Origin of the sequence: Tenacibaculum sp. M341 (assembly GCF_004337695.1) — a bacterium.
GTDB lineage: Bacteria > Bacteroidota > Bacteroidia > Flavobacteriales > Flavobacteriaceae > Polaribacter.
In genome coordinates, this window is the sequence record NZ_SJXJ01000029.1 from 1 (window position 1) to 21,515 (window position 21,515).

Consider the following 21,515-nt stretch of genomic DNA (forward strand, 5'->3'; position numbering starts at 1 on the left):
TCGTTCTTTATTGAATAGATTTGACACCACAATTACTAGTTGGAAAGGCTTTAATTTCCTAGCATTTATTGTAATCGGATTAAAGAAATTTCATAAAATTGAAAAGTCAAGATGACTTCGAGAATAAAAAATAAAAAAGATCTAATAAATAGAATAAATTTTTTGCTAGAGAATATTTTCAATTATGATAGTAAAACAAAAGTATTTGTTAATTTTAATAAACTATCAAGATAACTCCAGCTCACGCTCAAGTGAATAAATAAAAGTAATGGCTCGACTCTGTTGAGTATCATTAATGTTAATCAAATAAAATAATAAACATCAAAACTACTTTGATTTATAATAATGTAGATAGTTGCTTTATATTTGAAAAGTTATGAATATAAATTATTATAATAAATCAGGATTATAATTTGTAGGTTAGTAAGTTGATTTAGTTAACAAATCACTCGACGGGAGTCGAGTGCTAGCTTGGACTAGAAATAAAGATTTTGTAAAGCCATTTCTTAGCCAATCTTTAATACATACAGCTAATTAAAATGAGTAGTTTTTTTAAGTTATTGATTATATTGGGATTTCTTTCATTTCTTTTTTATATTTTAAAAAAGGAATGGGAACTTAGTAAAAACAGTATAGAAGTTGAAGGTGTAATTACCAAATTTTATAAAAATGGGCAGAAGAATTTTATTGATTATGAATTTTATGTGCAAAAAAAAATATATTCAGGAAGAGTAGGAGTTTATCCTTTTAAATGTCATAATGGTGTAAATGGATGTGTTGGTCATAAATTTACAGTTAAATATTCAAAAAATGATCCAGATAATAATGATATTGACCTAGGTATATACAATGATTTTAAAACTAGAACAAGGATATTTAACTAAAGAGATGATTAGATTTATTTTAATATTATTATCTCCAACTCACACTCAAACAAATAAAAATAAAGTCTCAACTTTATAGAGAAAAACAAAAAACTACCTTACAAACACATGTAAAGTAGTTTTTTGTTTTAATAAAGTAATCTAATTAGTTATAACTTGTAGATTACTCATACCCTTTAGGTAATTTTCTAACTTTGGTTAATTGTTCAAAAGCCAAACCTATAGACAATAACTTAAATTCGGTTTTTGGTAGTCCAATAAAAGTAAGATTGATTGGCTCTCCATTGTCTTTGTATCCCATAGGAATGGTTAAATTAGGATATTCCGCAACAGCAGAGTATGCAGAATGATAATTGTTAATTGAAAGAATAGCGTCTAACTGTTGATTTTTAAGAACATCAAAATAAGAAATACCAGCTTTTTTTAAGTTCATTTTTATTTTCTCAAACTCTTTAGAACTAGTAGTATCTTTTACAATCCCTTCAAATAATTGTTGTCCATAAGGAGCTCTTAACAAAGAATCTTTTTCATTAAAAGCTACAATATCTTCTACTGTTTTTTCAGTGATGTTTTTATTGGTTAAATATGCTGGTAAATCATGTTTCATATCAATATTCAATAACGTTAAAAAACCTTGTAAAGAAGCTTGTTCTGGAGTTATTTCAATAATAGTGGCACCAGCTTCTTTAATTGTATTGATCGTCTTTTGGTAAATTGAATCATTTAATAAATCAGTAAAAATCCCAAACTTTTTATCCTTTAAGTCTATAGTTTTAAATTCCTTTTCGGTTTCAGTAAGAGTAAAAGACTTTTGATCGCTAGTATCTTTTCCTAATAAAGCTTTCAATAAAATATAATTATCTATAACACTTTTAGTCATTGGTCCTGGGGTATCTAAAGTACTAGATATGGGTACAATTCCAGACCTGCTTAATAAACCAATAGTTGGTTTTAGTCCAACTACAGAATTTTGACTCGATGGAGAAGTTATAGATCCAGCAGTTTCTGTTCCAATGGTTGCTACCGCATAATTAGTCGCAGTTGCAACGCTACTACCAGCACTAGAGCCCCCTGTTTCAAAAACTTTCCTTCCATACGGATTCAATGTTTGTCCGCCAACAGCACTATATCCTAACGGACAACCAGAACAGAAATAATATGCCCATTCACTTAGATTTACTTTTCCTAAAATTAAAGCACCGTTTTCTTTTAAACGTTTGGTAATAAAAGCATCATCTGTTGAGTTGTTTGCTAAAGCCAAAGCACCAGCAGTAGTAGGCATATTTTTAGTATTGATGTTATCTTTTAATAAGATTGGCATTCCAAATACAGACTCTTTTGAAACTTTTTGCTTTTTTAATTCCTGATCTTTTTGTTTTGCTTCAGCAATAACATTCGGATTCAAATGAATAATGGCATTTAAATATTTAGAGGAATCACTTTCAAATTTTCGAATTCTGTACAAATAAAATAAAGTAAGTTGCTCGTAACTTAACTTTCCATTTTGTATAGATTGCTGAATTGAAGGAATATTTTGTTCTATAATTAGTGGTTGTAAACTGTTATATTTTTCTTCAGAAAATTGCTGTAAATCTTCATAAAAAGGAGCAAAAACTTCATTCATATCTAAATACTTAGATTGAAGTAATTTGAATTTCATTCTGTCGTTATCATGATTCTGTTGCTCGCTGATTTCGGTTGTTTCGTTGTACTTTTTAAAATATTGTATTTGTTTTTTTTCTTGTTGCTTACAGCCAATTACAATGACAATAGCTAAAAATGCTATGATATTTTTCACGAAGTAGTGTTTTTTAGATGTATTGATTTTGATAAAGGTATGAATTATTTTTCCGCCTACTAGTCTAAGGATTATATAGGAGTTACTGCTTTTAAGTTTGTTACTAATACAGAGATTGATACAATTCTACAAAATAAAAACACAACATTATTTAGATAAAACAAGAGAGATAATTAGAAGAATAATTATTTTTGCAGTCTACAAAACCAACAGATGAAAGACCAATTTTACAAATACATAGAAAACTTACAAGATACGATAACACAAGAACTTGAAAAAGTAGATGGAAAGGCGAAATTTCAAGAAGATTTGTGGAAAAGACCAGAAGGAGGAGGAGGAAGAACTCGTGTAATTGAAAATGGAAATGTATTTGAAAAAGGAGGAGTAAATATTTCAGCTGTACATGGAGAGTTGCCAGAAGTACTAAGAAAACAATTTAAAGTAGATACTGGAAATTTTTTTGCTTGTGGTTTAAGTTTGGTAATACACCCTAAAAATCCATTTGTACCAACAGTACATGCCAACTGGCGTTATTTTGAAATGTATAATGAAAAAGGTGATATTGTAACGCAATGGTTTGGTGGTGGACAAGATTTAACACCGTATTATTTGTTTGAAGAAGATGCAATTCATTTTCATACGGTTTGTAAAGAAGCTTGTGATAAGCATCACGCAGATTTTTATCCGAAGTATAAAGAAACTTGTGATAATTATTTTTGGAATGCACACAGAAATGAAGCGCGTGGTTTAGGTGGTTTGTTTTTCGATTATTTAAAAACTACGGATGAGTTTTCAATGGAAAATCGTTATAATTTTGTAACTGAAGTAGGAAATAGCTTTTTAAATAGTTATGTGCCAATTGTAAATAGAAGAAAAGAAATTGCATATACTCAAGAGCATAAAGATTGGCAAGAAGTTCGTCGTGGACGTTACGTAGAGTTTAACTTAGTACATGATAGAGGTACTTTATTCGGATTAAAAACAAACGGACGTATTGAAAGTATTTTAATGAGTTTGCCTCCAACAGTGCAATGGAAATATAATCACCATCCTGAAGAAGGTTCTGAAGAAGCTAAATTATTAGAAGTGTTAGCTAACCCTAAAGATTGGGTGTAAATAGTTTTGAAACTATTAGTTTGAAGTTAGAAGACATTTTAGTGTTTTTCTAAATTTCTACTACGTTAATTGAAGGTTAATGAACTTAACAAATACCAAAAAATAGATTACAAATAGTATTTTTGGTAGATGTCAAAAAAAATAATCGTACTTATTATAGCCTCTTTGATAGGCTTAATCTGTCTTAGTTTTATACAAGGATATTTGATAAAGAACACGTATTCTTTAGAGAAAAAATTCTTTAAAGAAAAGGCAGAGAAAGAAATAGGGAAAATAACGGCACACAATTCTCCTTTAGATTCTTTACATGATGTTTTTGGTGATGTTTTTATAAAAGATCTAGATACATACAATGCAAAGAGAATCAGTAAAAGTGAGTTAATAACTAGATTGAAAGAACTTAGAGATTCTATAAATCCAGTTTTTATTAAAGAGTATGATAAAGAAGCGAAACTTAAAAACATACCACACAAGCTAAAATATCATAAAACCTTAAAACATATTATTTTATATAATGAAGAAGGAGTTGACACAATTTTTAAAGCCGCAAAAAATAAAGAATACACTCTGCTGGGGTATGAATTTAAAAATGATCCTGATTTATTTATAGGAAAATCATCTTCACAAACCGAACGTTCATTTGAGGAAAAAAAAGAAGGAGAAACTAAGAAAATAACTTACAAGATACTTTTTCAAGTAGAAAATAATATCAATATTGATGATTGGAATGCCATTATATTAAATAAAATGAAAGGATTATTGATCTTTTCGGTTTTAATATTTGTGTTTGTAATAGGTATTCTATTTTATTCTATCAAGAGTTTGATAACTCAGAAAAAAATTGCGGATGTAAAAACTGATTTCATTAATAATATTACGCACGAGTTTAAAACACCATTAGCAACTTTATCATTGGCAACTAAAATGTTGAACAAATCAGAAGAAGTGCACTCATCAGAAATATTAAAAGGGACAGTTCATACAATTGAGAGACAAAATAATAGACTACAAAAGTTGGTGGATCAAGTATTGCATAATAGTATAGGGTACAAAGAAATTGACTTACATAAAGAGCCTGTAGCTATTAGAGAGTATTTGACAACTTTGTTAAATGATTTTGAACTAACCCTTACTAATAAAGAGATAATACTACAGAAAGAGATCATTCAAACAGATAAAAAAATAAATATTGATGCTTTTTATATGACAACAGCAATATTGAATGTTTTAGAAAATGCCGTAAAGTATGGAGGAGATCAAATTATGGTTACTACCAATATTGAAAATGAAAATTTAATATTGAGCGTAATAGACAATGGTATTGGAATATCTAAAAAACATCTGAATAATTTATTCGATAAGTTTTACAGAGTTGATAATACCGAAGTTCATAATGTAAAAGGTTTAGGCTTAGGTTTATATTACAGTAATCAAATATTAAAAGCTCATGAAGGATTGATTTCTGTGAAAAGTGAAAAAGAGCAAGGAAGCACATTTAAAATTCAAATACCTTTATAATTGATGAAAAAAGAACACTATAAAGTTTTGTTAGCCGAAGATGATTTTGATTTCGGAAATATTTTGAAACAGTATTTAGAAATGTCTGGCTATATAATTAAATGGGCTAAAGATGGAGAAGAAGCTTTGAAAAAATTTAAAGAAGATAGTTTTCATATTTGTGTTTTTGATGTAATGATGCCCAAAATGGATGGATTTACATTAGCGGAGAAAGTTGTTGAAATAAATCCTGAAATGCCTTTTGTATTCTTAACCGCAAGGAAGTTAAAAGAGGATAAATTAAAAGGTTTAAAGTTAGGCGCAGACGATTATATTGTAAAGCCTTTTGATGCGGATGAGTTAGTGTTAAGACTTAATAACATCATCAGAAGAACAGCCAAATCAGCAGTTCCAAAATTAAATGAAGAGATTATAAAAATAGGAGTATACGTTTTCAATGCACGTAGATTAGAGCTAATTTATAATGAAAACATACAAAAGTTAACTGAGAAAGAAGCTAGTTTAATTTTGTTTTTATATCAGCATAAAAATCAAATGCTAAAACGAGAGGAGATTTTAAATGCAGTTTGGAAAAATGAAGACTATTTTTCAGGAAGAAGTATGGACGTGTTTATTAGCAGACTTAGAAAATATTTTAAAAGGGATGCTAGTATAGCTATTGAAAGTTCTAGGGGAATTGGTTTAGAATTTAAGTTACGTTAATAAAAAAAAACAACTAAGTTAATCAAGAGTTAACAGGAATGAAATACTCATTTTTGATAGAAATTGATGGTAGGTTTGTGGTGTAATAATTAAAAACTTATATATCATGAAATCAATTCAAATAACACTTTTAATCGTTTTAATAGCTGTAGTAAATGTATACTCACAAACTTCAGTAGAAATTCCTACACCACCAGAAACACCAAGTATATCAAATTCTCAAACACAAACAAGATCAAGAAGCAGTTCAGTTAGTATTTCTAATTCTAATAGCCAGTACAAATTCAGATCTAGATTTCATAAAAGTAAAAAAGCAGAAATAGAACAGCAATTGAAAGAAGCATTCAGTACTATGGAATATGAAGAAAAAAAAGGAGAAATTTCATGGAATAGATACGCAGATGGGGAAATTGCTTTTGAGTGTACTTTAACAAAGGGAAGATTGAGAATTTGGTTAAATAAAAAAGCATTTTCATCTACATTTATCAATAAAATCGAAGATTTAGGAGAAGATTTACAAAATAGCATTTCTAACAATAGTAGTCATTTACAAGTAACAAAAAGTAACTCTGGAGGTTCATTATCTGCGGCACAAGCAAGAGTAGAAAGAGCTAAAAAGGAGTTAGAAAGATCAATGGAAAATTTAAAAAGAGTTCAAAAGAAAAATTAATAAAAAACGATTTTTTTTAAGCCGTAATAACAACTTTTTTTAAGTAGTTTTACGGTTTTTTTATGCTTAAATTTTAAAAAATTATATATTTTTTTAGAAAAAAAAGCGTTTAAAATAATAATTGATCAAAGGTGCATGGATGTTGAGTTTTTGAATAAAACACCAATAATTTTTCTTTAGTTAAAAAGAGAAATATTCAATAAAATGAAGCATCTTTTGTAATTAAAATTAATTTTACTCGACAGAGTTGTTGTATTAATAAATAAAACTAATTAAAAATGAAAAAATTATTGTACGCTGTTTTAGCAATGGCAATTTCATTTACTTCTTGTAGCGATGATAATGGAGTAGACACAGTAGTAACTAATGGAGGAACATTACAAGGTGGACCATTTACTTTTCTTGTTGGCGATGGTGTTGAAGACAAAGTAACAGGTATTCAAATTGGAGGAAATGTTGTAGGGGCAAATAAATCATTTGTTATTACTGATGAGGCTGGTGAAATTTTAGGTTTACCTAAAGATTTAGCTGAATTAGAAGCTCAAAACTTTGACGGAGCAGGAGAAGGACTTTGTTTTATATGGTACATAGCTTATGAAACAGGATTAGAAGGATTAGAAGTAGGAAAAAAAGCAAGTGATTTAAAAGGTAACTTCGATTTATCTGAGAGTATAGAAATTAATAGAGTTTTATCGGCTAAATTAACTTTAGACTTAACTGGTTTAGAAAATTTAGGTGATGATTTCAAATATGAAGGATGGGTAATTGTAGACGGAAGCCCAGTTTCTACTGGAGTTTTTAGTGTTGACGATGCAGGAATGTTATCTCAATCAAGTTTTTACATTGCAAAATCTCAATTAGATGAGGCAACTAAGTTTGTATTATCTATTGAGCCAACTGTAGATCCAGATCCAGCACCAGCAGATACAAAATTATTAGCAGGAGATTTTGCAGGAGCATCTGCAAGCGTTTCTTCAACAAATTTAGTAGGAGATTTTAGTAGCTCTACAGGGAAGTACATTTTAGCTACACCTACAGATACTGATATGACTAATGAATTAAGTGGAGTATGGTTTTTAGATAATCCAATGGCTCCAGTAGCAGGATTAGATTTACCAACATTACCTGCAGGATGGAAATATGAAGGATGGGTTGTAATAGGAGGTACACCAGTAAGTACAGGTACTTTTACAGATCCAGCAATGGCAGATGATAACGCAGCTACTTCTCCATACAAAGGTACAGATAACAATGGACCAGCATATCCTGGAGAAGATTATGTAATGGGAATGGCAGCAGGTGTTAGTTTCCCTACTGATTTAAGAGGAGCTACAGTAGTAATTTCTGTAGAGCCAAGTCCAGATAACAGTGCAGCTCCATTTACATTAAAGCCTTTAGCTCATATGGTACCATCAACAGCAACAAATGGTATGGTATTAACTATGGGAGATGGACCAGTAAAAGATATTTCAGGTACAGTTTCAAGATAAAATTTATCAAAAATATAATTAGTTAAAAAGTGCAGATATTTCTGCACTTTTTTATTTTTACAACTATGAATAATTTTTTAGAAAACCTACAAAATCAGCCTTTACAAGTAATCGATAGTACTATTTCATACGACGATTATGTGCAAATATCTATTTCATCAGAAAATGAAGCCTTACAAAAAATTGATGTGTCTTCCTCTGATGAATGGGAAACATACATGTCTAATTATTTAGGAGACAAAAAAGCAAAAGTAGCCTTTGGTGGTTATTTAGAGAAAAGAGATATTTATAAAAGGAGTACTTATTTTAATGATTCAGAAGCTGAAGAACGAAACATTCATTTAGGAATTGATTTGTGGTGTGATGAAAAAACAAAAGTTCTTGCTGTTTTAGATGGAGAAATACATAGTTATGCAAATAATAAAAATCATGGCGATTATGGTCCAACCATCATATTAAAACACATTATTGAAGAAAAAACGTTTTACTCTTTATACGGACATTTGTCTTTAGCATCGATTGAAGGTTTAGAAATAGGAAAAAAAGTACATAAAGGAGAGGTAATAGGATATTTAGGAGGAGCAAATGTAAATGGAGATTATGCACCACACCTTCATTTTCAGTTAATTATTGATGTTGAAGATAAAAAAGGAGATTACCCAGGAGTAAGTTCTGAAGCTAAGCTAGAATTTTATAAAAAAAATTGTCCAAACCCTAATTTACTATTAAAATTGCCATATGAAATATAGACAGTTAACAAAAGAGCAATTTGAAAGTTTACATAGTGAATTTGCACAGTTTTTAGCAACCCAAGGAATAGATAAAAATGAATGGGAAAAAATTAAAATTGAGAAAACTGAATTAGCTGAAGAAGAAATGAATCTTTTTAGTGATGTTGTTTGGGAAGATGTTTTGACTAAAACAGCGTTTTTAGAACACTTTTCTAAAGATACATTAAATCTGTTTGCATGTAAAGACAAAGAAATAAACAGAATAGTAGTAAAAGTTAATGGAAATATAGACTTATTAACAAAAGAAGGCTACGAATGGTTATTAAAAAATTACAATAATGACGATGTAGATTTTTTTAATGGCTCAAAAATTTATAAATTAGGGAGAAATTTAGAAATTTTCGATTTAATAGAGAAAGGTAGCACCATTAGTAATGGCGAATTATATAACTTTTTTGAAAAAATTATTAGATAATTATCGGTCTTTTAGTATTTTGGTCTAACTTTTGTATATTTTTTTGTAAACACAATCTGTCAAAATGAAGAAAATTGTATTAGTATTATTTTTTGGTCTATTTGCATTTACTGCAAAGGCACAAGACATTCAAGGTATTTTAACTTCTGGTAAGTGGTTCGTAGAGTCAATTCAAGAAAAAGGAGAAGAGCCTGAATTATCATCAAACAAAAGTGATGAGTGGTTGGCTTACTCTAAAGATGGAAAAGTGGAAGAAAATCATTTTGGTGATTTGAAAACACTTTCTTGGACCTATGATGATTCTCAAAAATTAATTAAATTATCAGGTTCTGAAACAGTATTTCACAAAGTGATTGAAATTTCAGATGATAAGTTAATCGTTGAATTAATTGAAGATTTAGATGGCGCTGAAGATAATTTAATGATTACTTACGTAAAGAATTAAGTTAATACTTTTAAAAGTTTATCAGTACCCAACGTGGCAACGTCTTTAATAATGTGTAAATTGTTAAAGGCGTTTTTATTTATAGAAGGTTTAGGGTCTATAAAATAAATAGGTATGCCTTCTTTTGCAAAATTGATTAAACTAGCAGCAGGATACACTTGCATAGAGGTACCAATAATAATAACAATATCAGCTTGTTCAGTTACTTCAACTGCTTTTTCAAGCATCGGTACTTCTTCACCAAACCATACAATATGAGGTCTTAATTGAGATCCATCAGTATCTACATCGCCTAATACTAAATCTTTTCTCCAATCATATATTAAAGATTCATTTTTAGTATTTCTAACTTTCAACAATTCACCATGTAAATGAATGATGTTTGTACTACCAGCACGTTCATGTAAATCATCTACATTTTGAGTAACGATAGTAACTTCGTAATGCTCTTCTAGTTTTTTTAAGTTTAAATGTGCTTTATTTGGTTGTACAGTGAGTAACTGAGTTCTTCTTTGATTATAAAAATCAAGTACTAACGCAGGATTTTTATAAAATCCTTCAGGAGAAGCTACCTCCATAATATCATGTCCTTCCCATAAACCATCAGCGTCTCTAAATGTACTAATTCCACTTTCAGCGCTAATTCCCGCGCCAGTTATAACAACTATTTTTTTCATAGGGTTAAATTATAAAAAAGAAATGTAAATTCAATTATCAATTATCAATTATCAATTATCAATTATCAATTATCAATTAGTATTAAGTATCAAGTAGGGAGTATAAAGTATAGAGTTATTTGTGGTAAAATAATCTTTAATAGTTGAGTAGTTAAAATCAAAAAAATAATTTTGCTTACTGCTTACTGCTTACTGCTTACTGCTTACTGCTTACTGCTTACTGCTTACTGCTTACTGCTTACTGCTTACTGCTTACTGCTTACTGCTTACTGCTTACTGCTTACTGCTTACTGAAAAAAACTCTTCAGTTAATTCTTGAATTTCTTTTTGATCGTATTTTCTCGAAAAATGAACTGGAATGGGATGCGCAACTTCAGAATCATTCATGATTTTAGCTGACATTGTTGAATAGCTATGGAAATTTGTGATAGCAAATTCTTTGTCTCTTTCTAAATAAAAACTCTCAATAAAAACTTTGTTGCATTGATAAAAATGTGATTTTATTTTAGAATGGTTCTCATCGTTAGCTGCATGATCCATTATTATACCTACTGAATCTCCTTTTTTTACATGTAGTAAGTGAAATAAATCTTCAGCAATATATTCAGCTTGATCAATGGTTATAATTTTCTTTTTTTCTTTATTCTTAAAAGCATCTTTCAAATCTTGAATCCACTTACCACCATTAAAACCACTCGAATCTAAATCAATTTTAATAGTATCATATTCTTTAAACTTGTAAGCTAACGTATCAATTTTATGATTTAAAAGAATCCCTGTTACTTCAAAAAAAGCATCTTTAAAAATGATATTACTGTCAATTTCGCCTACTTTTTTTAAATCCCAACTAGGAGGCGTTGTTTGGTATATAATGATTTTATTTTCAGAGACATATTCTCTTATTTCATAAGTAATAGCATCTTCATTAATAAGGTTCCAAGTATAACTTTGTAATCTAGATTGAATTTTTTTTGCAATTCCACTAGGTCCACAAATAGTTACTTTTCTTTGTATACCAATCTGGTTTCTAATTACAGCATCAAAATTAGCAAAATGATCAATGTGTGTATGGCTAATAAAGATAGCATTACAGTTTTGAATATCTTTTACAGTAAGCTTTTTAGCTTCACCACATTCACATAAATAATTCCACGGATGGTTGTCTAGCTTTACAAGAATAGAAATATCTTCCTTGTAAGTACTTTTTACTTCAGATAAAAACATAATTTAATGTACAATTTTTTCTGCAAAACTATCATTAATTACATTTTGAAAAAATAAAAAGTGATTATTTTTTAGAAAGCGCAAGTTTTATACCTAATACGATAAATAAACTGCCTGTAATTTTATCTAACCATATTTTAAAACGATAATTGGCTCTAATCTTTTCTGACAGTTTTGAAGAAAAGAAAGCTAATATTAAACACCAAATAGTTCCAGTAGTAATAAAAGTTAAGCCTAATACTAAAAACGGAATAGGACTATTTGAGTAAGTTTCATTGATAAACTGAGGAATGAAAGCTAAAAAGAAAAAGGCTACTTTAGGATTTAATAAGTTGGTTAATATTCCTGATAGATAAATTTTTCTAAAGTTAACATTAGATACTTTTTCAGTAAGGTCAAAAGATGCTTTAGAAGATGAGGTTAACATTTTAATTCCTAAATAAATTAAATAAAAAGCACCTACATATTTTACAATTTGAAATGCTAATGCCGATTTAGCTAGTAAGATAGACAAGCCTAAAACAGCAAATAAGCAATGAATTAAAGCACCAGAAGCTATTCCTAAGGCTGATAAGATACCTGCTTTTTTTCCTTGAGAAATACTTCTACCTAAAATATACATTGTGTCCGCTCCTGGAGTTAAGTTTAACAGTAAAGAAGCCAAAATGAATGCTTCAAAATTAATAATACCGAACATTTTTTTAGTTTAAAATTAGGTGTTAAAATTAGTAGGAGAAACTAAAATTATTTACGCAAATTAGGCATCTAAAATAGATTTAATGCTATTTTTATGTTACAAAATGGGTAAATTATGCATGAATTAGATGAGTTTGATAAGAAGATTTTAAATCTTTTACAAAGGAATAACAGATTAACATCAGAAGAAATAGGAATACAAGTAGGTTTAAGTCAAAGTGCTGCTCAAAGAAGAATAACAAAGCTTAGAAATACCAATGTTATTGAAGCTGATGTTTCTATAGTAAATGCTGATTTTGTAGGGCATGGTATTACATGTATTGTAGATGTAATTTTATATGAGGGAAATGCAAAAGCCATTGATGAGTTTAAAAAAGCAATGAATACTTGTAATGAAGTTATGCAGTGTTATTATGTAACAGGAAGCTACGATTTTGTTTTAATAGTTCAAGCTAAAAGTATGGGGCATTTTGAAGAGTTTCAAAAAGTACATTTAATGAACAACTCGAATTTAAAACATTTTTACACCCATGTGGTAATGGATAAAGTGAAAATGAATTATAAAATAGATTTATAATTTAGCGCAAATAAAAACTCGAATACCGTAGTATTCGAGTTCTTACTTTTAATTTAGCTCTATGATTAAGCTCCCCATTCTTTAAGAGAGTCTTTGTTCATTTTAATATAATCAGCATTTCCAGCTTTTTCTGCATGCATTAAAGATGATTTAGCAGCTTGAATAGCACCTTTCTTGTCTCCAGCTTTAGCGTGAATTAAAGATTGTTGACGTAAGTACCAAAAACGAGGTTGCTCTCTTGTCATGTCAATTGCTTTGTCAATCCACATCTTAGCTTTGTTGATGTCTTTGTTTTCAGATAAATAATAAGTTGCAGCAGCAAAATAATCATTAGCAGAAGGACCAGCCATTACGCTTTCAATGTTTTTAGTAACTGCTTTGTCAGTAGGTACAGAAAACTTGATTCCAGCATAAGAATTTTCCCAAAGAATTCCAATAACAGCAGAACTGTTAGTAAGATCATCAATAGTTATAGTAAAAGTTTCTATTTTCATTGGCATTTTTTCAACTTTAGCAGTAGTTGTTAAAGCTACGTCACTATCTTTCCATTCTCTTGGAGTACCCCAGTTATTAGTGTTTTTGTAAAAAATAACTTCCCAAGAAGAAGCACCTGGCTTAGTAAAAATAGCATATGAACCTTTTTTTAAGGTAGTTCCGCTAATAGTTACATCTTCACTAAAAGTAACTGTAGTGTTTTTATTAGCTCCAGTTCTCCATAATTTTCCAAAAGGAACAAGGTTTCCAAATATTTTTCTACCCTTCATTCCAGGTCTAGAATATTCTATAGTAACATCAGTTAAACCTACTTTCTGTTCTAATTTAGAAAGTGGACTTGGCTGTGGAGTTTTTACTTGAGCGTTAACAGCAAATGTTAACATAGCTACAAATAGAGTTAAAAAAGCTTTTTTCATGATTAAATTAGTTTATTTTTCTGTTTGATAAAATTACGGCTTACATATGTTTTAAATGTTAACAAAAACTTAAAATACGACATTGTATATTTGCTGACATGAAAAAATATATATCTGAATTTGTAGGAACTTTTGCACTTATTTTTTGTGGAACTGGTGCTATGACAATTAATGAGGTTACTAATGGTTCTATTGGACATGTTGGTATTGCAATAACTTGGGGATTGATTGTAATGGCAATGATTTATGCTTTTGGTGAAATTTCTGGAGCACATTTTAATCCTGCTGTGACAATTTCATTCGCTTATGCTAAAAAGTTTCCGTGGGCAGAGGTTCCAAAGTATATCTTTTTTCAAATATTAGGAGCTGTTTTTGCTAGTTTCTTATTATGGTTTTTGTTTCCTGAAAGCGAGTTTTACGGAGCAACACTGCATTCTACAGATGCAATTCGAGCCTTTGTGTTAGAGCTGATTTTAACTTTTTTCTTAATGGTTACCATTATAAATGTATCAACAGGAAGTAAAGAAGTAGGAGTAATGGCAGGAATAGCCATTGGAGGTGTAGTTTTATTAGAAGCAATGTTTGCCGGACCAATAACAAAAGCATCTATGAATCCTGCTCGTTCTTTAGCTCCAGCTATTGTTTCAGGTAAGTTTACAGACCTTTGGTTGTATATGATAGCGCCAGTTTTAGGAGCGTTATTAGCCGTTGTAACCTGTAAATTAGTAAAAGATGATAATTGCTGCGATGAAGGATGTTAATTTCAATTATCAATTATTAGTCATCGGTATGTCTGAATAAGATAATTTTATATCCAGAGATGAATAATAATTTGATCACTGTTTACTGATCAAAGATCACTGATTTATTGATATTTCCTTTTCCTGATATAATTAAAACCAAAACCGAATAAGAATAACAAAGCAAGCGGAACAACAATGTTTACAACCTGCCAAAAGCCTTTTTCTTTGTAGGCTTTTTGTTTGTCTAACATTCTAAGTTGAACAGATCTATTTCTAAGATCAATTAAGCCAGTATCATCTAATAAATATTCGATAGAGTTTAACAAGAAGTCTTTATTACCAAAACGCTGTTGTGTCCATTTATCTAATCCTAAATCATAAGGTTTTCCTTTTAAAATCTGATTTCTAGCTATGTCACCATCAGCAACTACAATCATTTTACTAGGAGAAGAAACTTTTTTAAAATCGGTTAAATCGAAAGGTGTAGTTCTATTTTCGTATGCAGAATGAAATTCACCTTCTAATAATACTGCTAATAATTGATTTCCTTCTGTATATTCTTCTTGTATAGGAGCTTCTGTAATACTTTCTAATTCAATAATTCTAGGAGTCCCCAATAGTTTTGATGATACCGAACTAACAATTAAAGGTGTTTTTTTAATCGGTTTCTTTAAAGTATCTATTTGTGTTGTAAAACGGAAACGAACAGGAAGTATATTTTTAGTAATAGGATGATTTGGATTTGCACCTGCCAGAGGATGATAAAACCAATCGTAACTTTCAAATTGAGGTTGATTACCTACATTACCAGCAACTAAAGTCAGTTTTGAGGCATATACATCTTGAACTAATTTGTTATTGACTCTTACACCATAACTAAATAATAAATCAGTTAGATTTAAGTCTCTAGGTAAAGCCAACATTTTTCCTTGATTATATAAACTATCAGTATCCGCGCTCAAATTATCAAGCATCCAAAGCATTTTCCCTCCGTTAATCGCATATTGATCTAGTACTAATTTCTCTTTGTCAGAAAATCGTTCGGTAGGTTTAGCAACTATAGATAAATCAAATTCTTTGAGTTTTTTTAAAGTCTTAGTAGGATTTTTTTCAACAGAATCTAAAGAAATTTTATCTAGTAAGTATTTGTCTTTTAAACTAGTTAATAAGCTAAATATTTTAATGTCATCTAATTCTCCATTTCCAGATAAAACAGCTATTTTTTTCTTTTCTTTCTGTAAAACTAAATCAATAGCATTAGCAAAAGAATGTTCTAAAGAAGCAACTGCATTTTGTAATTGTGATTCTTGAGAAGTTGCCATTGTATTTGGAAGCAATGACACCACCTGCGATTTTTTCCCGTAAAAAACTTCTGCCCAAGGAAAAATAATACTTTCAGAAAGTTTTCCATCCTCCTCAACAGTTAATTGACTAGGAGTCATTCCATTTTTTACCAGTTCTTGCTCCATGCCTTCAGGATTTACAAAGCGAAAGCGAACATGAGAATTTTCCGATTGTAATTCTTCTAAAAATTGACGAGTTTCAATTTGTAGTCTTTGAAATTCAGAAGGAAATGAACCTTCCAAATAAACATTTATGATTAAATTTCTATCAAGGTCAGTAATAATATTTTTACTTACTTCAGATAATGTATAACGTTTGTCTTTCGTTACATCAAATCTTTTAAAAAACTGATTACTTATAAAATTAACAACTATAAGTGCAGCTAAAACAAATACAATAGATTTTATTTTTTTACTCATTTTCTAGCTGTTTTTTAGTGATGAAAAGAAAAAAGAAACTGATAGATACAAAATAAATAATGTCTCGTGTATCAATAACACCACGACTAATACTTTTATAATGCTCGTTAATTCCGAATAACTTCACATAGTATGAAGAAGATCCTATTAAATCTGAAATTGCATCAAAAGCATAAAAAATAAAAAAGCAAATACTAATACCTAAGATAAAGGCAGTAATTTGATTTTTTGATAGAGTAGAAGTAAATAATCCTACAGCTGTATAGGATGATGCTAAAAATAACAAACCTATATAAGAGCCAATAATAGTACCTACATCAATATTTCCAATAGGGTTACCTAAAGAATAAATGGTGTAAACATAGGTAAGTGTTGGTATTACAGCTACCGTTACTAATAACAAAGAAGCTAGGTATTTACCCAATACAATCTGCCAATCACTAATAGGTTTTGTTCTTAATATTTCTATGGTACCAATACTTAATTCGTCAGCAAAGCTTTTCATGGTAATGGCAGGAATTAAAAATAAAAATAGCCAAGGAGCTAAGTAGAAAAATGAATTTAAATCGGCAAAACCAGCATTTAAAACATTAAAATTATCTTTAAAAACCCACAAAAACAATCCATTAACAAGCAAAAATACACCAATTACCAAATAAGCAATTGGCGATGCAAAAAATGAATTAAATTCTTTTTTTAATATTGATATCAATTTTAATATACTTTAATTTATTATTCTAATATTTCTCTGGAAGAAAAACTAAATTTATAACTTTAAGTTCATTGATAATTGTTAATTGATCACTGAACTTATTCCAAACTTACAACTTTATCAACACTCCAAGCGAATGGTTTATCATTAAAAAAGACTTTAGTTTCTGCCCATATATTTTTAAATAATTCAGAATGTCTATAATTTTCTAAATCAGCTTCACTATCCCAGTAGCTATATGTAAAAAAGACATTTGTATCATTTTTATCTCTGTATAACTCTAATAAACGACAACCAGGAAAATTTCGTATGAATTCTTTCTTTTTCTCAAAATTAGCCAAGAAAGTATCTATTTTTTCTGGTTGAAAACTCAATTTTACTATACGTACAAACATAAAAATTAATTAACAGTTACAAAATCAGGAACATCTTCATCAAAAAACTCAACAGTAATGGTATCTCTGTAGTTTAAACCAAGCAATGTAGAAGCACCACCAACAGTTTGTAGGTTACTACGGTAAATAGCAATTTCTAAAAAATTAGCAGAATTAAATAAAGCTAACTTTTTTCCGTCATACAAACCAATATCATCAGCATCGTAATTTACAACTTCGTTGTATTGGGCATACACGTTAGAAAATGTATATCGTCTTGCGGTGATAGAAAAAGCTCTATCTTTTCCTATTTCATTAAAGAGTTTCTTACTAATATTACTAATCACATTTCCGTAGTTATCAATATAAATAATACCACCTTTAATAATATTTTTTGCTTGATTCACTTTAGGTTGAATTTCTATAAGCTTTTTATAAGAACTGGTTTCTTTACCAATAACATCTAATTTTCCGCCATTAGCAATAAAACAAGCAATTTTTACAAAAACATCTAAAACCGGAAAACTACTTTCTACATGATTATGAATGTTTATTTCTACAATTTTAGTCGGATTAATTTCCGAAGCAATCATAGAAATAACTCCATTATCAGGACATACAAAGTAATGTTCATCTAACAAAATAGCCAAATGTTTATTCTGAACACTCAATTCAGAATCTACACCTATAATATGTATAGAACCTTTTGGAAAGCTTTTGTAAGCATTTTTAACAATGTAAGCAGTCTCAGTAATATTGAAAGGAGATATCTCGTGAGTAATATCAACAATCTTAGCTTCAGGTAATTCTGTATAAATAGCTCCTTTTACTGTTCCAGCAAAATGGTCTTTGGTACCAAAATCAGTAGTTAAAGTAATTAAAGCCATTACAATTTATTGTTAATTATTTTGTGAAAAACTAAGCTAAAAATTAGGGCAAAGCTACATAAATGAATAAAATAATCCTTACTTTTAAGCATAATAAAATTAAAAATAGTAGCATTTGAACGAAAGAGTAATTGAACTAACAGAAATTAATCCAAATGATTTTTTTGGAGCACATAACAGAACGATTTCTATATTAAAAACATATTTCCCTAAAATTAAAATTGTAGCTCGTGGAAACAAGCTTAAAGTGTATGGCGATCCAGAGGTTTTAGATGAATTTGAATTGCGTTTAGAGCGATTGATTAAATACTTTAATAAGTACAATAAGTTAGATGAAAATAGCATTGAACGTATTTTAACTTCAAACGGAAAAGAAGAAGAAGAGAGGAAATTCGGAAATAATAGCGATGTATTAGTACATGGAGTAAACGGAAAAGTAATTACTCCACAAACACAGAACCAACGCAAGATGGTTGCCTTAATGCAAAAAAACGATTTGTTATTTGCAGTAGGACCAGCAGGAACGGGTAAAACATATACAGCTGTAGCTTTAGCAGTAAAGGCATTAAAGGAAAAAGATGTTAGACGTATTATTTTAACACGACCTGCAGTTGAATCTGGTGAAAATTTAGGTTTTTTACCAGGAGATTTAAAAGAGAAATTGGATCCGTATATGCAACCTTTGTATGATGGATTACGTGATATGATTCCTTCAGAAAAATTACAAGCATATATAGAAAACGGAACAATACAAATAGCTCCGTTAGCTTTTATGCGTGGTAGAACTTTAGATAATGCTTTTGTTATTTTAGATGAAGCACAAAATACCACACATGCACAAATGAAGATGTTTTTAACACGTATGGGTAAGCATGCAAAGTTTGTAATTACAGGAGATCCTGGTCAGATAGATTTACCAAGAAAACAAGTGTCTGGATTAAAAGAGGCTTTACTAGCATTAAAAAGTATTGATGGGGTGGCTCAGGTGTATTTAGATGATAAAGATGTGGTGCGTCATCGTTTAGTGAAGAAGATTATAAAAGCTTATAAGAGTATAGAGACGGAGTAGGGTTTTATGAAGTTTTATAAAATAATTGGAATATTTATCTTAATACTTTTACAATCATGTTCTTCTAATAAATGTCCCGAAGTAGAATCTTATGAAGGTATAGGCGAGATAGTTAAAATATCTATGATAGAATGTGGTACTTCAGATGTTGTTTTTGATTTAGAATTTAAGTTAAATCTAATAAAAGAAGATAATGATAGTCTTAGATATAAGGAATATGTTCATGTTGATAAAAAAGATATTAATTTTAAAGCAAACAGAAATTTTGATTATGATATAAAAGTTTCTAGACTTTATGATAAAATGTTTTCTGTTAACATAGGTATAGGAATAGGCGATACAATTATTATTGACGGTATGGATTATATGGGTTTAAAAGAATCTACTCCTAAAAGTTGGAGTTCCAGCAAAACAATAGTAGGTCCTTATGTAACCCTTATGCTTGAAGGAGTAATAGAAGAAAATGTAGAAGGAATTTTTCAAGCAAAAATAGCTCCAACAGAATTGAATTCACAAGCGTTAAAATTTTTCAATAAGAATTTTGCTGAGTTTAATAAGAGCTATACTTTAAATCTTTCATTAAACTGATATTTGTGATATGAAATAAATATTATGTAGTATAACTTTTATTTACCTACATAAAACAATTCCACAAAAAGATTAAAAAGTTTACTTTTGCGCAACACAACGCAATACAATGAATACAATAAACAAAACCAACTTTAACTTTCCACAACAAAAGTCAGTATACAAAGGTAAAGTAAGAGAAGTATATAATATTAATGACGATTTATTAGTAATGATTGCTTCAGATCGTTTGTCGGCTTTTGATGTTATTATGCCGCGTCAAATACCATTTAAAGGGCAAATTTTAAATCAAATTGCTACTAAAATGATGAACGATACTGTTGATATTGTTCCAAATTGGTTAATGGCAAACCCTGATGAAAATGTAGCTGTAGGGCATTTATGTGAGCCTTTCAAAGTAGAAATGGTGATTCGTGGATATTTATCTGGACATGCTGCAAGAGAATATAAAGCAGGTAAAAGATTATTATGTGGTGTTACTATGCCAGAAGGAATGAATGAAAATGATAAATTTCCGACACCAATAATAACACCTTCAACCAAAGCAGATAACGGAGAACACGACGAAGATATTTCTAGAGAAGAAATTTTAGCAAAAGGAATCGTTTCTGAAGAAGACTATTTGGTTTTAGAAGATTATACTAGAAAGTTATTTGAAAGAGGTACTGAGATAGCCAAAGGAAGAGGTTTAATTTTAGTAGATACTAAATACGAATTTGGAAAAACAAAAGATGGAAAGATCGTATTGATAGATGAAATTCATACACCAGATTCATCAAGATATTTTTATGAAGAAGGATATGAAGAACGTCAACAAAAAGGCGAAAAGCAAAAGCAGCTTTCTAAAGAATTTGTACGTAAGTGGTTAATTGAAAATGGATTTCAAGGAAAAGACGGACAGCAAATTCCAGAAATGTCTGATAAAAAAATCATTGAAATATCAAATAGATACATTGAATTATACGAGCAAATCACTGGTGAAACGTTTGTGAAAGCTGAAACAGATGATATTTTGAGTCGTATAGAAAATAATGTAGTTAATTTTTTAAATGCAAGATAACAGAGTAAGTATACGACCTGTATTAAATTTATCTTCTGTACAAGAAGAAGAAAATTTTCAGAATACAACATTACGTCCTATATTAAAGTTGCAAAATGATTTGATCATGAGTGTATTTTTACATTTTTGTAAAAAGCAAAAAATAGTAATGTCAAAAATAGCGAAAGAACATTTTCAACAAGAAGTAACAGCTTTAATAAAAAAGAATGCTGTGCTAAGAAATCAATTATTAGGAATTATAATAGGTCAATTTACTCAAGAAGAGTTTGCTATATATGTAGAAAAAGATACAGAATTTAATAAAAGAATTTTGAGTATGATGGGGAAAAGAATTTACGATAATCAACAAGAATTGTCTTTTTAAAGTACAATCTTTTGACCAAATAAAAAACAAACAACGCGAAC

At 29.5% G+C, this 21,515-nt stretch carries 24 protein-coding genes and 1 pseudogene; 16 read left to right on the forward strand and 9 right to left on the reverse strand.

The features are described 5' to 3' along the window. Nucleotides 1–115 (forward strand): annotated as a pseudogene (locus EYW44_RS22825) (IS5/IS1182 family transposase); the annotation flags it as partial. Between the two features lie 424 nt (nt 116–539). After that, the gene (locus EYW44_RS20255; protein WP_132727109.1) at nt 540–884 is read left to right on the forward strand and encodes a hypothetical protein; all 345 of its coding nucleotides are present in this window, start codon (nt 540–542) and stop codon (nt 882–884) included. Between the two features lie 163 nt (nt 885–1,047). On the opposite strand, the gene EYW44_RS20260 is transcribed toward EYW44_RS20255, so the two are convergent. Beyond that, a complete protein-coding gene (locus EYW44_RS20260; RefSeq protein ID WP_132727112.1) occupies nt 1,048–2,682 on the reverse strand; it encodes an amidase family protein in 1,635 nt (544 codons plus the stop codon). Between the two features lie 213 nt (nt 2,683–2,895). Here EYW44_RS20260 and hemF point away from each other — a divergent pair, with 213 nt between their 5' ends. From hemF to EYW44_RS20300, 8 genes are all read left to right on the forward strand, one after another. After that, entirely contained in the window at nt 2,896–3,798 is a 903-nt protein-coding gene (gene hemF / locus EYW44_RS20265) for an oxygen-dependent coproporphyrinogen oxidase (protein WP_132727114.1), read from the forward strand. Nucleotides 3,799–3,927: 129 nt separating this feature from the next. Beyond that, on the forward strand, nt 3,928–5,316 hold the full coding sequence (locus EYW44_RS20270; protein ID WP_132727117.1) for a sensor histidine kinase: 1,389 nt from the start codon (nt 3,928–3,930) through the stop codon (nt 5,314–5,316). 3 nt (nt 5,317–5,319) lie between these two features. After that, the gene (locus tag EYW44_RS20275; RefSeq protein ID WP_132727119.1) at nt 5,320–6,018 is read left to right on the forward strand and encodes a response regulator transcription factor; all 699 of its coding nucleotides are present in this window, start codon (nt 5,320–5,322) and stop codon (nt 6,016–6,018) included. 106 nt (nt 6,019–6,124) lie between these two features. Further along, the gene (locus EYW44_RS20280) at nt 6,125–6,688 is read left to right on the forward strand and encodes a hypothetical protein (protein WP_132727122.1); all 564 of its coding nucleotides are present in this window, start codon (nt 6,125–6,127) and stop codon (nt 6,686–6,688) included. Between the two features lie 278 nt (nt 6,689–6,966). Next, nucleotides 6,967–8,178, forward strand: coding sequence for an anti-sigma factor (locus EYW44_RS20285; RefSeq protein ID WP_132727124.1), 1,212 nt, complete (start codon nt 6,967–6,969; stop codon nt 8,176–8,178). 65 nt (nt 8,179–8,243) lie between these two features. Further along, nucleotides 8,244–8,927 (forward strand): peptidoglycan DD-metalloendopeptidase family protein, encoded by a 684-nt coding sequence (locus tag EYW44_RS20290; RefSeq protein ID WP_132727127.1) that lies wholly within the window; start codon nt 8,244–8,246, stop codon nt 8,925–8,927. Continuing rightward, nucleotides 8,917–9,384 carry a DUF6495 family protein gene (locus tag EYW44_RS20295; protein ID WP_132727129.1) on the forward strand — a complete coding sequence of 156 codons (468 nt, stop codon included), beginning with the start codon at nt 8,917–8,919 and terminating at the stop codon, nt 9,382–9,384. Before EYW44_RS20290 ends, EYW44_RS20295 begins: the two co-directional genes overlap by 11 nt. 64 nt (nt 9,385–9,448) lie before the next feature. Continuing rightward, nucleotides 9,449–9,829: a hypothetical protein gene (locus EYW44_RS20300; RefSeq protein WP_132727132.1), complete on the forward strand. Its 381-nt coding sequence runs from the start codon at nt 9,449–9,451 to the stop codon at nt 9,827–9,829. Here the strand turns inward: EYW44_RS20300 and EYW44_RS20305 are convergent. The 3 genes from EYW44_RS20305 to EYW44_RS20315 all read right to left on the reverse strand — a co-directional run bounded on the left by EYW44_RS20305 (nt 9,826) and on the right by EYW44_RS20315 (nt 12,427). Then, the gene (locus tag EYW44_RS20305; protein ID WP_132727135.1) at nt 9,826–10,506 is read right to left on the reverse strand and encodes an SIR2 family NAD-dependent protein deacylase; all 681 of its coding nucleotides are present in this window, start codon (nt 10,504–10,506) and stop codon (nt 9,826–9,828) included. The genes EYW44_RS20300 and EYW44_RS20305 overlap by 4 nt on opposite strands. 273 nt (nt 10,507–10,779) lie before the next feature. Further along, nucleotides 10,780–11,730 carry a peptidase gene (locus EYW44_RS20310; protein WP_132727137.1) on the reverse strand — a complete coding sequence of 317 codons (951 nt, stop codon included), beginning with the start codon at nt 11,728–11,730 and terminating at the stop codon, nt 10,780–10,782. Nucleotides 11,731–11,794: 64 nt separating this feature from the next. Continuing rightward, complete coding sequence (locus EYW44_RS20315) at nt 11,795–12,427, reverse strand: LysE family translocator (protein WP_132727139.1); 633 nt, start codon at nt 12,425–12,427, stop codon at nt 11,795–11,797. 114 nt (nt 12,428–12,541) lie between these two features. Between EYW44_RS20315 and EYW44_RS20320 the strand changes: the two genes are divergently transcribed. Next, nucleotides 12,542–13,003 (forward strand): Lrp/AsnC family transcriptional regulator, encoded by a 462-nt coding sequence (locus EYW44_RS20320; protein ID WP_132727142.1) that lies wholly within the window; start codon nt 12,542–12,544, stop codon nt 13,001–13,003. Between the two features lie 65 nt (nt 13,004–13,068). Here EYW44_RS20320 and EYW44_RS20325 read toward each other — a convergent pair whose 3' ends face one another. Beyond that, complete coding sequence (locus EYW44_RS20325; protein ID WP_132727145.1) at nt 13,069–13,914, reverse strand: DUF2911 domain-containing protein; 846 nt, start codon at nt 13,912–13,914, stop codon at nt 13,069–13,071. Nucleotides 13,915–14,012: 98 nt separating this feature from the next. Here EYW44_RS20325 and EYW44_RS20330 point away from each other — a divergent pair, with 98 nt between their 5' ends. Continuing rightward, the gene (locus EYW44_RS20330) at nt 14,013–14,675 is read left to right on the forward strand and encodes an MIP/aquaporin family protein (RefSeq protein WP_132727148.1); all 663 of its coding nucleotides are present in this window, start codon (nt 14,013–14,015) and stop codon (nt 14,673–14,675) included. 104 nt (nt 14,676–14,779) lie between these two features. Here the strand turns inward: EYW44_RS20330 and gldG are convergent, their stop codons facing one another. The 4 genes from gldG to EYW44_RS20350 all read right to left on the reverse strand — a co-directional run bounded on the left by gldG (nt 14,780) and on the right by EYW44_RS20350 (nt 18,393). Next, nucleotides 14,780–16,420: a gliding motility-associated ABC transporter substrate-binding protein GldG gene (gene gldG, locus EYW44_RS20335; RefSeq protein WP_132727151.1), complete on the reverse strand. Its 1,641-nt coding sequence runs from the start codon at nt 16,418–16,420 to the stop codon at nt 14,780–14,782. Further along, a complete protein-coding gene (gene gldF / locus EYW44_RS20340) occupies nt 16,413–17,132 on the reverse strand; it encodes a gliding motility-associated ABC transporter permease subunit GldF (RefSeq protein WP_132727154.1) in 720 nt (239 codons plus the stop codon). The genes gldG and gldF overlap by 8 nt, the downstream gene beginning before the upstream one ends. Before the next feature lie 98 nt (nt 17,133–17,230). Continuing rightward, nucleotides 17,231–17,527, reverse strand: coding sequence for a putative quinol monooxygenase (locus EYW44_RS20345; RefSeq protein ID WP_132727157.1), 297 nt, complete (start codon nt 17,525–17,527; stop codon nt 17,231–17,233). Nucleotides 17,528–17,532: 5 nt separating this feature from the next. After that, complete coding sequence (locus tag EYW44_RS20350; protein ID WP_132727160.1) at nt 17,533–18,393, reverse strand: SAM hydrolase/SAM-dependent halogenase family protein; 861 nt, start codon at nt 18,391–18,393, stop codon at nt 17,533–17,535. Nucleotides 18,394–18,508: 115 nt separating this feature from the next. Here EYW44_RS20350 and EYW44_RS20355 point away from each other — a divergent pair, with 115 nt between their 5' ends. The 4 genes from EYW44_RS20355 to EYW44_RS20370 all read left to right on the forward strand — a co-directional run bounded on the left by EYW44_RS20355 (nt 18,509) and on the right by EYW44_RS20370 (nt 21,474). Then, the gene (locus tag EYW44_RS20355; protein WP_132727163.1) at nt 18,509–19,462 is read left to right on the forward strand and encodes a PhoH family protein; all 954 of its coding nucleotides are present in this window, start codon (nt 18,509–18,511) and stop codon (nt 19,460–19,462) included. Nucleotides 19,463–19,468: 6 nt separating this feature from the next. After that, nucleotides 19,469–20,050, forward strand: a complete 582-nt coding sequence (locus EYW44_RS20360; protein WP_165872285.1) for a hypothetical protein — start codon at nt 19,469–19,471, stop codon at nt 20,048–20,050. A gap of 109 nt (nt 20,051–20,159) precedes the next feature. After that, a complete protein-coding gene (locus EYW44_RS20365; RefSeq protein WP_132727169.1) occupies nt 20,160–21,110 on the forward strand; it encodes a phosphoribosylaminoimidazolesuccinocarboxamide synthase in 951 nt (316 codons plus the stop codon). Next, nucleotides 21,100–21,474: a glyoxalase gene (locus EYW44_RS20370; protein WP_132727172.1), complete on the forward strand. Its 375-nt coding sequence runs from the start codon at nt 21,100–21,102 to the stop codon at nt 21,472–21,474. Before EYW44_RS20365 ends, EYW44_RS20370 begins: the two co-directional genes overlap by 11 nt. Nucleotides 21,475–21,515 lie beyond the last annotated feature (41 nt).

Coding starts and splice junctions, on each gene's coding strand:
- EYW44_RS20255 (WP_132727109.1), top strand. CDS start 540: ATGAGTAGTTTTTTTAAGTTATTGATTATATTGGGATTTCTTTCATTT.
- hemF (WP_132727114.1), top strand. CDS start 2,896: ATGAAAGACCAATTTTACAAATACATAGAAAACTTACAAGATACGATA.
- EYW44_RS20270 (WP_132727117.1), top strand. CDS start 3,928: ATGTCAAAAAAAATAATCGTACTTATTATAGCCTCTTTGATAGGCTTA.
- EYW44_RS20275 (WP_132727119.1), top strand. CDS start 5,320: ATGAAAAAAGAACACTATAAAGTTTTGTTAGCCGAAGATGATTTTGAT.
- EYW44_RS20280 (WP_132727122.1), top strand. CDS start 6,125: ATGAAATCAATTCAAATAACACTTTTAATCGTTTTAATAGCTGTAGTA.
- EYW44_RS20285 (WP_132727124.1), top strand. CDS start 6,967: ATGAAAAAATTATTGTACGCTGTTTTAGCAATGGCAATTTCATTTACT.
- EYW44_RS20290 (WP_132727127.1), top strand. CDS start 8,244: ATGAATAATTTTTTAGAAAACCTACAAAATCAGCCTTTACAAGTAATC.
- EYW44_RS20295 (WP_132727129.1), top strand. CDS start 8,917: ATGAAATATAGACAGTTAACAAAAGAGCAATTTGAAAGTTTACATAGT.
- EYW44_RS20300 (WP_132727132.1), top strand. CDS start 9,449: ATGAAGAAAATTGTATTAGTATTATTTTTTGGTCTATTTGCATTTACT.
- EYW44_RS20305 (WP_132727135.1), bottom strand. CDS start 10,506: ATGAAAAAAATAGTTGTTATAACTGGCGCGGGAATTAGCGCTGAAAGT.
- EYW44_RS20310 (WP_132727137.1), bottom strand. CDS start 11,730: ATGTTTTTATCTGAAGTAAAAAGTACTTACAAGGAAGATATTTCTATT.
- EYW44_RS20315 (WP_132727139.1), bottom strand. CDS start 12,427: ATGTTCGGTATTATTAATTTTGAAGCATTCATTTTGGCTTCTTTACTG.
- EYW44_RS20320 (WP_132727142.1), top strand. CDS start 12,542: ATGCATGAATTAGATGAGTTTGATAAGAAGATTTTAAATCTTTTACAA.
- EYW44_RS20325 (WP_132727145.1), bottom strand. CDS start 13,914: ATGAAAAAAGCTTTTTTAACTCTATTTGTAGCTATGTTAACATTTGCT.
- EYW44_RS20330 (WP_132727148.1), top strand. CDS start 14,013: ATGAAAAAATATATATCTGAATTTGTAGGAACTTTTGCACTTATTTTT.
- gldG (WP_132727151.1), bottom strand. CDS start 16,420: ATGAGTAAAAAAATAAAATCTATTGTATTTGTTTTAGCTGCACTTATA.
- EYW44_RS20345 (WP_132727157.1), bottom strand. CDS start 17,527: ATGTTTGTACGTATAGTAAAATTGAGTTTTCAACCAGAAAAAATAGAT.
- EYW44_RS20350 (WP_132727160.1), bottom strand. CDS start 18,393: ATGGCTTTAATTACTTTAACTACTGATTTTGGTACCAAAGACCATTTT.
- EYW44_RS20360 (WP_165872285.1), top strand. CDS start 19,469: ATGAAGTTTTATAAAATAATTGGAATATTTATCTTAATACTTTTACAA.
- EYW44_RS20365 (WP_132727169.1), top strand. CDS start 20,160: ATGAATACAATAAACAAAACCAACTTTAACTTTCCACAACAAAAGTCA.
- EYW44_RS20370 (WP_132727172.1), top strand. CDS start 21,100: ATGCAAGATAACAGAGTAAGTATACGACCTGTATTAAATTTATCTTCT.